Annotated in this window: 5 protein-coding genes; 4 read left to right on the top strand and 1 reads right to left on the bottom strand. The window is 73.5% G+C overall.

Annotated elements, in window-relative coordinates; genetic code table 11:
• Positions 1 to 220 precede the first annotated feature (220 nt).
• Complete coding sequence (locus tag ABD330_RS24505) at positions 221 to 2,314, top strand: alpha-galactosidase (protein WP_344468138.1); 2,094 nt, start codon at positions 221 to 223, stop codon at positions 2,312 to 2,314.
• 130 nt (positions 2,315 to 2,444) lie between these two features.
• Here the strand turns inward: ABD330_RS24505 and ABD330_RS24500 are convergent, their stop codons facing one another.
• Positions 2,445 to 3,665, bottom strand: a complete 1,221-nt coding sequence (locus ABD330_RS24500; RefSeq protein ID WP_344468137.1) for an aromatic acid exporter family protein — start codon at positions 3,663 to 3,665, stop codon at positions 2,445 to 2,447.
• A 451-nt stretch (positions 3,666 to 4,116) separates the two neighbouring features.
• Here ABD330_RS24500 and ABD330_RS24495 point away from each other — a divergent pair, with 451 nt between their 5' ends.
• From ABD330_RS24495 to ABD330_RS24485, 3 genes are all read left to right on the top strand, one after another.
• Positions 4,117 to 5,316, top strand: a complete 1,200-nt coding sequence (locus ABD330_RS24495) for an AI-2E family transporter (protein ID WP_344468136.1) — start codon at positions 4,117 to 4,119, stop codon at positions 5,314 to 5,316.
• A gap of 390 nt (positions 5,317 to 5,706) precedes the next feature.
• Positions 5,707 to 9,195: a S8 family serine peptidase gene (locus ABD330_RS24490; RefSeq protein WP_344468135.1), complete on the top strand. Its 3,489-nt coding sequence runs from the start codon at positions 5,707 to 5,709 to the stop codon at positions 9,193 to 9,195.
• A gap of 264 nt (positions 9,196 to 9,459) precedes the next feature.
• Positions 9,460 to 12,312 carry an AfsR/SARP family transcriptional regulator gene (locus tag ABD330_RS24485; protein WP_344468134.1) on the top strand — a complete coding sequence of 951 codons (2,853 nt, stop codon included), beginning with the start codon at positions 9,460 to 9,462 and terminating at the stop codon, positions 12,310 to 12,312.
• Positions 12,313 to 12,536: the final 224 nt, after the last annotated feature.

The following is a 12,536-nucleotide window of genomic DNA, read 5'->3' as shown; positions in this document are numbered from 1 at the left end:
TCCTTGGATATCCACCATGATTAAACAAAATCCTGCACGCAGGGCTATGGGATATGTCGCATGTGCAATTACACTCACACCGGCGCCCCACCAGTGCCACCACGGCGGCATTCCAGGTCGGCGCCGCATCCACCCCGTCGGGCCGCGCCTGGGCGCCCCCGACACCTGTTGCTTTCTGTTGGATCCCCCCTCCCCCACGCGCCCCTCCGGAGTAGCAGCCATGCGCGCAGAACAGCGACGCACCACCCGTCTGCCCAGCCTCCTCCTGACGCTGGCCCTCACCGCCCCCGGCCTGGGCGTCCTCGCCCTCGGTGCGGCCACCCCCGCCGCCGCCGTCGGGAACGGGGCCGCCCTGACCCCGCCGATGGGCTGGAACTCCTGGAACAGCCTGGGGACGGCGGTGAACGAGCAACAAGTCGTGCAGACCATCGACTTCATGTCGGCCAACGGCCTGGTGCAGGCCGGCTACAACACCGTCACCATCGACGACGGCTGGTCGCTGAGCCACCGCAGCGGGCAGAGCACCGACCTGGTCAAGCACCCGGACGGCTCGCTCCAGCTCTACGACATCAACGGCAACCCGGTCAGCGGCACCGACGGCACCGGCATCGACCCGACCTCCGGCGACCTGCTCCCCGACCCCGATGGCTTCCCCGCGCAGACCGTCAACGGGCAGACCCTGAACGGCATCCAGTACCTGGCCCGGTACGCCCACAGCAAGGGCATGAAGTTCGGCCTGTACGCCACCGACACGTACACCACCTGCCAGGGCCACCCCGGCAGCCTGGGCCACGAGACCACCGACGCCAACGACTTCGTCTCCTGGGGCGTCGACTACGTCAAGTACGACGACTGCCCGTACGGGCCGCAGATCATCGGCCCGGACGGGCACAACTACTACACCCAGGGCGAGGGCAAGGAGCTCACCCGGTCGATGTACGCCCGGGTGCAGACCTTCCAGAAGGCCCTCGACGCGGCCTCGGCCGCCCAGGGCAAGGGCAAGGTGACGCTGAGCGTCTCCGCGCAGCCCGTCCACAGCGGCGTTCCGTACCTGCTCGACGCCGACGACCCGGCCCGCACCGACCCGGTCATCCAGGCCGCCGGCACCCCGCAGTACAGCTCACCGGGCTACTCGCCGACCGGCGTCTGGTGCGGCCAGGTCGCCAACCTGTGCCGGATCGGCGGCGACCGGGACAGCGAACTGGACGGCGTGCTCTACAACGGCCAGTTGCAGACGGCCCTGAAGTACCCGGGCAACGTCCACCCCGGCAGCTGGAACGACATGGACATGATGTTCACCGGCTGGAACGACCCCTACGGCGTGTACGGAGTCACCACCACCTGCGTGTGCGCCAAGTCGTTCACCGACGACGAGTCGCGCACCGAGACCTCCGTCCTCTCCATGATGGCCTCGCCGCTGATCTCCGGCGCCGACCTGCGCACCGCCGCCCAGTCCCAGCACAGCTACAACGGCGTCAACTGGAGCACCGGCATCGACGCCGGCTCGCTGGCGGTCCTCAAGAACCCGGGCGTCATCGCCATCGACCAGGACACCCTCGCCGAGCCGGCCACCCTGGTCGGCGCCGCACCGGCCTCGCCGACCGCACCGGTGGTGCTCAAGCGCCGGCTGGCCGATGGCGACACCGCCGTCCTGCTGGTGAACCAGGACCCGGCCAACGCCCGAACGGTCTCCACCAGCCTCGCCGCCCTCGGCCTGACCGGCCCCGGCTACACGTACAAGGACATCTGGGGCGGCGGCACCGGCCGGTTCACCGACACCGTCGGCGCCTCCGTCGCCCCGCACGGCGTCGCGCTCTACCGCCTCACCCCGCTGCCGACGACCGTCCCGGCCGCCGTCGTCGGCGACGGGAAGTACCACGCCATCGGCGCCGGCGGCACCGGCGGCACCGGCGGCCAGGTCCTGGAGGTCTCCGGCACCTGCAGCTCCGCCGTGGGCTCGCTCGCGGACACCAACACCTGGTGGAGCACCCACACCTCCGAGCAGTGGACCTTCACCCCCAACCCCGACGGCACGGTGCGGATCAGCGACAACTGCGACACCGGCACCCAGGTCCACACCGTGCTCGCCGCGGGCAGCGCGGCCGGCAACAGCGCCTACCTGCTCAACGCCTCACCGGGCAACCCCTGGCAGGAGTGGCGGGTCCTGCAGAACACCACGACCGGCACGCTGACCATCACCAACGTCGGCAACGGCCTGACCCTCGACACCTCTGGCACCACCCCCGGCTCCACCGTGGTGACCAACCAGCCGAACGGCGCCGCCCCGGGACAGGCCTGGACCGTCACCTCCTGATCCGCCGTCCCTTACCGGTCGTCAGGACCGGACCCGCACACCCCGACGACCACAGGGCCGCCGGCCGCTCGTACGGACTCCCCTCCGCGAGCGGCCGGGGGCCCTGTCCGGGACCGGGGGCCGGCCGGCCTCAGGACCTGCGGCCGAGCTGCTCGCCGCGGGCGAAGCGCCGGAGCCGGCCGAGCCGGGTGAACCGCTCGTGCTGCGCCCGGGAGGCCCGGTCCAGCTCCTCCATCAGGCGGCGGGAGCGGTGCTCCAGATCGAGCTCGTCCAGGATGCGGTCGACCTCGGCCAGCAGGGAACCGTGCAACTGCCAGGCGTGCGGGTGCTCCTGGACGCGGCGCAGCAGCATCTGGGCCGCCTTCTCCCGGCTGTTCCAGGCGGCGGCGAGCTCGGCGGCCAACCGGGTCTCGGCCTCGTCGGCGCTGCTGCTGACCGGGGTCGTCACCAGGACGGCGAAGCTGACCAGGGCGGCCCCGATGTGGGTGAGCAGCTCCTCCAGCGCGAGCGCCACCTCGGCGGGGAAGAGCGGCTCGTCCTGCTCGCGCCGCTTGGCGAGGTCGGTGAGCGAGCGGGCCAGTACGCGCACCACGACCACGCAGATCTCCAGCGTGTCCAGCCCGGTGCGCAGCACCAGCCGGGAGAGCAGCCCCTCGGTGATCCTCGGGTTCAGCCGGAGGCTGTCCTCGGCCTGCCGGAGCGCGGCGTCCACCTCGGCGATGGCCTGGTCGAGCTGCCGGGCCTCGTGGAGCCGGACGGCGGCCCGGGCCACCGGGACGGCGGTGCCCAGCTCCTCCGCGATGCTCAGCAGCAGGTGGCGGGTCCGGCGGGCGAGGTCCTCGATGGACTCGGCGGCCGTGTCCAGCCATACCGGCGGTGCGAACAGGAAGTTGAACATCAGTCCGACCCCGGCCCCGATCAGCGTCTCCAGCACGCGGTCCCAGGCCTGCGAGGCCAGCCGGGTCACCCCGAGCACGAGCATCGCGCTGATCGCGACCTCGTTGACGAACTCGTCCACCCGGACGAACTGCCCGATGGTCAGCGAGGCGAGGATGATCAGGCCCAGGCTCCACCAGGACAGCCCCACCACCGAGCTGAACCCGATCGCGATCAGTACCCCGACCACGACCGAGTTGACCCGCCGGATGCCGGTGGTGAGCGTCGAGTACAGCGTGACCTGGACGACCAGCAGGGCGGTGAGCGGCGCGGTCAGCGGGGCCGGCTCGGAGCTGAGCCGGACGGCGACGGCGTACGCGAGCGTCGCGGCCACGGTCGCCCGGACCGTCTGGACGACGACCGGGTCCTTGCGGCGCTCCAGCAGCGAGCCGATCACAGCGCGGACATCCGGCATCGTCCCAGCCTTCCCACCCATGACCCGCGGTCACCCTCGCACCACCCGGCCCGACACCGTGGCGCCTGCCCGGGCTCTGCCGTACGAAACCGCCGTCCCCACAGATACCAGCCCGGGGCCGCCCGGAGCCGTAGCGGCGGAGCCGGTTGGATCATCTGGGCGCACGCTCTCGCCCGGCCGCGCCACGCCACGGCCGCCTACGGCGCCCCGGCGGGCTGTCCGGCCTACTGTGGTGCCTGTGCCCCGGTCCGCTGCCCCGGCCCGCACGGCGCTCGGAGCACGCAGAGCCCACGCAGGACATGGAACGCGGCGTACGGGGCACGCGACCGGGGTCGGCCGCAGAGCGGCAGCGGCGGCAACGGGAGCGGAAGCCGCGGTGGCAGCGGCGACAGCAGGACGAGCACCGCCCGGGCCGCGGGTACGCGGCCGCTTCGCACGGAAGGTCCGCCGCATGAGAGGTGACCCAGTGGACGGTGAACCGGCCCGCCGTTCCGGGCCCGCCCCGGGTCGGCGTACCGCCCGCCGGGCCGCGCGTCCGCGCGCCGTCCCCCCGCGCCGCCACCCGTCGGCGGCGCTGACGGTGGCGGCGGCCCGCCCGCGGCCGGGCGGCTCCCGGGTGCCGCCCGGCCTGCAGCGCGCGGCGGGGTACGCCTGGCGGCTGCTGGTGGTGGGGGCGGCGCTCTACGCCGTCCTGGTGCTGCTCGGCCGGCTGGTGCTGCCCGTGGTCGCGGTGTTCGCGGCGCTGGTGATCACGGCGATCCTCCGGCCGGCCGCCGACCTGCTGGGCCGTGTGATGCCCCGGACGGTCGCCGTCCTGCTGACCGTCCTCGGCGCGCTGTTGCTGCTCGCCGGGCTGCTCAGTCTGGTCGGCGAGACCGTGGCCGGGGAGTGGAGCAGCCTGGGCCACGAGTTCCGGGGCGGCCTGGACCGGATCGAACGCTGGCTGGAGGGTGCGCCGTTCCACGTCCGGCCGAGTGCCGTGTCGGACCTGCAGAGCAAGCTCGGCTCGTTCCTCTCCGCCCACCGGTCCACCCTGATCAGCACCGCGGTGGGCGAGGCCGGGCGCGTGGTCGAGGCCGTCACGGGGGCGGCGCTGGCCCTGTTCTGCTCGGTGTTCTTCATCCATTCGGGCAGTGCGATGTGGCGGTGGGGCGAGCGCCAGCTGCCCGCCGACGCCCGGCCGGTCTGGGGCCGGGCGGGCCGGGCGGCGTGGCGGAGCTTCGCGGGCTACACCCGGGGGATCATGATCGTCGCGGCCAGCAACGCCGTCCTGGTCGGGATCGCGCTCACCGTCCTCGGCGTCCCGCTGGCACTGCCGCTGACGGTCCTGGAGTTCTTCGCGACGTTGATCCCGCTGATCGGCTCACCCATCGCGATGGCGGTGGCGGCGGTGGTCGCGCTGGCGGCCAAGGGGCCGGTGACCGCCCTGATCGTGCTCGCCCTGATCGTGGTGATCGGGCAGATCGAGGGGCATCTGCTGCACCCCATCGTGATGAGCTGGGCGGTGCGGATCCACCCGGTGGTGGTCGCGCTGTCGGTGACCGCCGGCGGCATCCTGGCGGGCGTGATCGGCGCGGCCGTCGCGCTGCCCCTGGTCTCCGTCCTGTGGGCCGTCGTGCTCGAACTGCGCGCCGACGGGGACTCCGCGTAGCGCAGCGGACCGGGCGTCAGGACACCGGAACCGCCCTGCCCGGAATTCCGGCGCCGTCGTGTCGCTACCGCATTTTTATCGACATCATGACATATCGTCAGGCTCTGTCCACACGATTGTCGACCAGTGCGGAATGTTTCGAACTGATCAAGCTTTCGCAGTGCGTCCCGGGCCGTCCACCCCCGGCGAGCTGCGGAAACCCGGCATCGACCAGGGAAGGCTTGGGCTGCTGAACATCCTGCGTACGCCAACCCCCTTGTCCCGGCGGCACCACATGCGCTGGAATGCGTGAGCTTGTCGGGACCGGCGTTCCGGGATCATGCACGCGTCCGACCCCGGAGCGCGCGCCCTGGCCTGCCCCCTGACGTCTTATCAGGCGAAGGGATGTTCATGATCGGCTGGCGTAAAGCGCAGCTCACCACAGCGGTCACCATCACCGCCGCCTCGCTGGTCCTCGGTTTCGGGACCACCGCGAGCGGCACCACGGTCATTCCGGCTCCGAACGCGCTGGCGCTCTCGGACAGCGGCGCCCCCGCAGCGGTGATCGTGATCCTCAAGGACCAGATACCGGCCACCCCCGCGGACTCGGCTCACCTGGGTGCACGCAAGCAGCGGACGGCCTCCGCGCAGGCCCCGCTGCTGGCGAAGGTCAAGGCCAACGGCGGCCGCGACATCAAGAGCTTCGTGGTGGGCAATGCCTTCTCCGCCACGGTGAGCCCCGCCCTGCGGGCCGCTCTGGAGGCCGACCCGTCGGTGGCCTCCGTGGTCGCCGACCAGTCCGTCCGGGTGGCGCCGCCGAGCACCGGCTCGGCCGGCTCCGGCTCGCCCGCCGCACCGGCGCCGGTCTCCAAGGCCCCGAAGGCGCAGACCGCGCCGCAGGCCTCGGGCACCACCGAGCAGCCGAACGCGATCTGCCCGAGCGACCCCTCGAAGCCCCTGCTGGAGCCCGAGGCGCTCTACTCCACCCACACCGAGAGCACCCCCGGTGCGCCCGGCGCCCACGAGCTGGCCGACGGCACGGGGGTGAAGGTCGCCTACATCGCGGACGGCCTGGACCCGCTGAACCCGGACTTCATCCGGCCCGACGGCTCGCACGCGGTGGTCGACTACCAGGACTTCTCCGGCGACGGCACGGCCGCACCCACCGGTGCGGCGGAGGCCTTCGGTGACGCCTCCGCGATGATCGCGCAGGGCCGGATGTCCTACGACCTGTCGGACTTCGTCAACCCCACGCACCCGCTGCCCAAGGGCTGCACCATCCGGATCAAGGGCATCGCGCCCGGCGCTTCGCTGGTGGCCCTGAAGGCCGGCGGCGAGACGCTGCCGAACTCGGCGATCCTGCAGTCGATCGACTACGCCGTCTCGGTGGCGCACGTCGACGTGCTGAACGAGTCGTTCGGCAGCAACATCGCGCCCGACAGCGGGGCGCACGACACCATCTCGCTCTTCAACGACCAGGCGGTCGCGGCGGGTGTGACGGTCGCGGTGTCCAGCGGCGACGCGGGCATCAACGGCACCATCGGCGCGCCCTCGACCGACCCGAACGTGATCTCGGCCGGTGCGTCCACGGACTCGCAGCTGTACCAGCAGACCGGGTACGCGGCGGCGCAGTTCTCGAACGGCACCTGGGCGAACAACACGGTCTCCGCGCTCTCCTCGGGCGGGATCACCCAGGCCGGCCGCACCGTCGACCTGGTCGCCCCCGGTGAGTCGGACTGGGCGCTCTGCACGCCCGACGTGACCAAGTACACCGAGTGCACCAACTACGCCGGTGCGCCCAGCCCGATCCAGCCGTTCGGCGGGACGAGCCAGGCCGCGCCGATGACGGCGGGCGCCGCCGCGGTCGTCATCGAGGCGTACCGCAACACCCACAAGGGCGCCTCCCCGGCCCCCGCGCTGGTCAAGAAGCTGCTCACCGGCACCGCCCACGACCTGGGCCTGCCGGCCCAGGAGCAGGGCGCGGGCCTGCTGAACGTCCGCGCCGCCGTCGAGGCGGCCGAGGGCTACCAGAACGGCTCCGGCGCGCAGCACAGCTCGACCGTGGCGGTGACGACCTCCCAGATCGACGTCACCGGCAAGGCCGGCTCGAACCACACCGCCGACGTCACGGTGGTCAACACCAGCTCCGCGCCGCAGACCGTCAGCGCCGCCACCCGCAGCTTCGCCCCGCTCGGGGACGCGCAGCAGACCGTGGCGCTGGACTCCTCCTCGAAGCAGACCTTCAAGTACGCCACCAACGGCGCCACCTGGGTCCAGCAGCAGGTGAAGTTCACCGTCCCGGCCGGCGCCGACCGCCTGGCGGCCTCGATCGCCTGGCAGGGCAAGGCACAGAAGTCCGGCGCCAACACGGTCACCCCGGTCGTCCGGATGACCCTGCTGGACCCGTCCGGCCGGTTCGAGACCAACACCCGTCCGCAGGGCGGCGCGGTCTCGCCGAACTTCGGCATCGTGGACGTCCCGCACCCGGTCGCCGGTGACTGGACGGCGGTGCTCTACACCCCGGCCGGCACCAACGGCTTCACCGGTCCGGTCATCCTGGACACCGCGACCCAGCGCGCCGTCCCGGCGGGCAACGTGAGCCCGCAGGTGGCGGACCTGGCGCCCGGCGCGTCCAAGACCCTGCACGTGCAGCTCACCACCCCGGCCGACAGCGGCGACGCCGCCGAGTCGGTCACCGTGGCGAGCTCGAACGGCTCGACCACCAGCGTGCCGGTGATCCTGCGCAGCCTGGTCGAGGTCGCCCACGACAACGGCACCTTCACCGGGACGATCACCGGCGGCAACGCCCGTGCGTCCTCCCCGGCGCAGAGCTTCACCTACGCCTTCGACGTGCCGAAGGGCAAGCGCGACCTCCGGGTCGGCCTGACTGTCGGCCACGACGCCAACCTGCTGATGCAGGGTGTGCTGATCAGCCCGAACGGGACGCCCGCCGACGTGGAGAGCAACGCGCTCTTCGACGCCAAGGGCACCAACACCGGTACGGGGGCGGGCCTGTCCGTCACCGCGGTGAACCCGGCGGCGGGCCGCTGGCGCTTCGCGCTGGTGGTCCTCAACCCGGTCAGCGGCGCCGAGCTCAGCCGGCCGTTCACCGGGCGGATCGGCCTCGACCAGAACGTCGCGACCGCTCCCGGCCTGCCGAACAGCGCCCACACCAAGCTGTCGGCCGGACGGCCGACCGCGCTGACGGTCAGCTACACCAACAACACCGCCGCCGCGCAGCTCGTCCAGGCCGACGGCCGGCTGACCACCCGGGCCGACCTGCCGCTGGTGCCGCAGGGCGCCTCCGGCACGGTCGCGCTGCCGCTCGGCCCGAGCTCGGCGATCCCCGGCTTCCTGGTCCCCCCGGGCACCGACCGGCTGACCGCCGTGTCGGCCTCCACGGTCCCGGCCCAGCTGGAGATCAACGGGACGACGGGCTCGCCGGACCTGTTCGGCGACCTCAGGAAGGCGCAGGGCGGCTCGACGATCTCGGTCGCCAAGGACGCCGGCACCGCCGAGCAGCCGATCGTCTCGGGCTTCTGGGGCACCTACGTCCAGCAGATCGGCCCGTTCCCGGCCACCGGCGCACCGGCCGGCAGCTCGACGGTCACCGCGACGGCACACACCCTGGCCTTCGACCCGGCGCTCACGTCGAGCACCGGTGACCCGTTCGCCCTCGCGGTGAACGCCCAGGCCCCGGCGGTCACGCCGGTCGTCGTCCAGCCGGGCGCGAAGGGCAGCCTCCAGGTCACCATCACGCCCACCGGCGCGAAGGGCAGCGTCGTCAGCGGCGTGCTGTACCTGGTGTCGGCCCCGACCGGCATCGCCACCGCGAACAACCAGATCGGCACCACCGGTTCCGTCCTGGCCGCGATCCCGTACACCTACACGGTGAACTGACGCTCCACAGCTCCACAGCTCCACAGCACCGAAGGCCGAGGCCGTCCCGATCCCGGGGCGGCCTCGGCCCGTCTCCCCCGCCGCCGCCCGCGCGAGGGCCGGGCGGCCGACGCCTGCCGCGCACTGCGGGCGGCGCGGTGGCCCCGCTCCCCCGTGGACCCGTCAGCGGTACCACCCCCCTTGGCGGCTACACTCGCGACCGCCGCCGGACAGCCGGTGTCCAGGACCACGGCACACGGGCTGACCAGGTGACGGATGGCTGCAATGAACTACGCGATTCTCGGGCCGCTCGAAGTCCGCTCCCAGGGGCGGCCGGTGGAGGTGGCACGGCCGAGACGGCGGGCGGTGCTCGCCTTCCTGCTGCTGCACGCCGACCGGCGGGTGAGCATCGAGCAGCTGGTCGACGCGCTCTGGTCCGAGGAGCCGCCGCGGACGGCGCGGGCCCAGGTCCACACCGCCGTCTCGACGCTGCGCGCCGGGCTGCCCGAGGACCTGGCCGGGCAGCTCTCCTCGGAGGGCGCCGGCTACCGGCTGCACGTCCCGGAGGGGGCGCTCGACTCGGCGGAGTTCCGGTCGCGGCTGGCCCGGGCGCGCGGACTCGCCGGACGCCACCAGTCCGTCGAGGCCGTCCGGGTGCTGCGCGAGGGCCTGGGCCTGTGGCGCGGGCCGGCTCTGACCGGGGTGGACGCGCCGTTCGCCGGGCCGGCCGGTGCGCAGCTGGAGGAGGAGCGGTTCGCGGCGCACGAGTTGCTCGCGGACCTGGAGATGCGAGCCGGGAGGCACCAGGAGCTGGTGCCGGAGCTGACCGCCCTGTCCAACCAGTACCCGGCCCGCGAGTCGATCGCCGAGCGCCTCTCGCTCGCCCTCTACCGCAGCGGACGGCAGGCCGACGCACTGGCCGTGGTGAGCGCGCTGCGCAAGCACCTGGCCAAGGAGTACGGCCTCGATCTGGGCCGCCGCATCGTCGAGTTGGAGGGCGCGGTGCTGCGCGGCGACCCCGTGCTCCAGCCCGCGCCGGAGCCGGCCGCGGCCCCCGCCCCAAGGGCTCCCGCACCGGCCCCGCAGGCCTCGCCCCGGACCGGGTCCGACCTGCCGCTCCCCGCTCAACTCCCGCGCCCGCCCGCCGGGTTCGTGGGGCGTGCGGCCGAACTGGACGAGCTCTCCCGCCTGCTGGACCCGAGCGGCGGCGGCGCCCGGATCGCGGTGGTCAACGGCCCTGCCGGGGTGGGGAAGACCGCGCTCGCGCTGTCCTGGGCGCACAGCCGTCTGGGCGACTTCCCGGACGGGCAGCTCTTCGTCGACCTGCACGGCTACGACCGGGCGGACCCGGAGGCGCCCGGCCGGGTGCTCGAACGGTTCCTGATCGCCCTCGGCATCCCCGGCTACCAGGTCCCGGCCGACCCGGCGCAGCGCGAGGACCTGTACCGCTCCTGCATGGCCGACCGGCGGGTGCTGCTGGTCCTCGACAACGCACAGGACTACCGGCAGGTGCGGTCGCTGCTGCCGGGGTCGGCGACCTGCCTCACCCTCGTCACCAGCCGTGGAAAGCTGGGCGGGCTGGTGGCCGAGACCGGCGCGGCCTCCGTCCCGCTCGGGATGCTGCCGCTGGAGGAGTCGGTGGAGGTGCTCGGCCGGATCGCCGGGACGGACCGGGTCGCGGCCACGCCGGAGGCGGCCAGGGACCTGGCCCGGCTGTGCGGCGGGCTGCCGCTGGCCCTGCGGATCTCGGCCGTCCGGCTGGTCGAGGACCCGGCTGTCCCGGTCTCCGGGCTGGCCGCCGAGCTGACGCCGGAGGAGGACCGGCTCGCGGGCCTCGGGCTGCCGGGTGACGACCACACCGTGTCGCGGGCGCTCGACCACACCTGCCTGCGGCTGACGCCGGAGCAGAACCGGCTCTTCCGCCTGCTCGGCCTGCACCCGGGCGCGAGCATCGGCCCGGCGGCGGCCGGGGCCCTGGCCGAGCGGGACGGACCGCTGCGCGGCACGGCCGCGCCCCTCGTCCGGCAGGCGCTCCGCGCGCTGGACACCGTGCACCTGCTGGACCAGGTCGCGCAGGACCGCTACGCGATGCACGACCTGGTCCGCCTCTACAGCCGGGAGTCCGAGCTGCTCACCGCCGCCGAGCGGGACGCGGCGCTCACCCGGCTGTTCGACTGGTACATCAGCGTCGGCTCGGCGGCCCAGGTCGCCGTCAATCCGGGCGGCCTGCAGCTGCCGAACGACCTGCGGACCCTCTGGTCCGGCCCGATGCCGTTCACGGACAACGACAGCGCGCTCGACTGGTTCGACCAGGAACTGGCGAACCTGACGGCGCTGATCCAGCTGGCCGCGGCGCGCGACGACCACCGGGTGGTGTGGCAGCTGGCGGCGGCGCTCCCGCGCTACCTGATGCGGCGCCACCGCCTGGACACGATGGTCGAGACCCAGCGCCTCGGCGAGGACGCGGCGCTGGCCCTGGGCGACGAACTCGCCGCCGCCAGCCTCGCCGTGAACCTGGCGATCGCCTTCTCGATGCGGCACGACCCGCAGGCGCGGGAGCCGTACGAGCGGGCCATCGCGGTCTTCGTCCGGCACGGGGATCTGCGCCGGGCCGTCGGCGCACGGCTCAACCTCGGCAACCTGGAGTACATGCTCGGACGCCTGGCCGAGGCCGCCGTCATCCTCGCGGAGGGCACGGCCGCCGCCCGCGAGCTCGGCGACGACTACCTCCTGCTGCGCGCTCTGGGCGCCCTGGGACTGGCCCGGACGGACCTGGGCGAGCACGAGGAGGCCCGGGAGCTGCTCACCGAGGCGCTGGCGGTGGCCGAGGCCGACGGCAACGAGCAGATGGTGGAGACCACCCGGGGCCAGCTCGCCCTGGTCCTGGTGCGGCTGGGCGAGTACGAGGAGGGGCTGGCGCTCGGCCGGCAGTCGCTGGCGGCGGCCCGCCGGGACGGCAACCCGATGCGGGTCGGCCACAACCTGGACGAGATCGGGATCGCCCTCGCCGCGCTGGGCCGGCCCGCCGAGGCCCGTGAGGCCTGGACCGAGGCGGCGCAGGTGCTCTCCGCCATCGGCAGCCCGCAGGCCGAGCTGGTGGCGTCGCGGCTGGCCTCGTCCGCTCCGGATAGCGAGTGAACAGCAGGTGAGTAGCGGACCGGTACAGGATGGTGATCACCGGCCGGCCGGATCCCATCGGGCCCGGCCGGCACCTCCCGCCCGGACGCCGACGCTCACGGCCCCCGGGCGCGGACTCCCCGCCCCGGTCGCCGGACCGACGGCGGAGGAACCGCCGGATCAGCGAGGCCTCACGGGGGTGGGCCTCGCTGATCCCCGGACGGCTCCCGAGCGGAGCGCGGGGC

This window comes from Kitasatospora kazusensis, from assembly GCF_039529945.1.
Lineage (GTDB): Bacteria > Actinomycetota > Actinomycetes > Streptomycetales > Streptomycetaceae > Kitasatospora > Kitasatospora kazusensis.
This window is presented reverse-complemented; position numbering and strand designations above follow the sequence as displayed.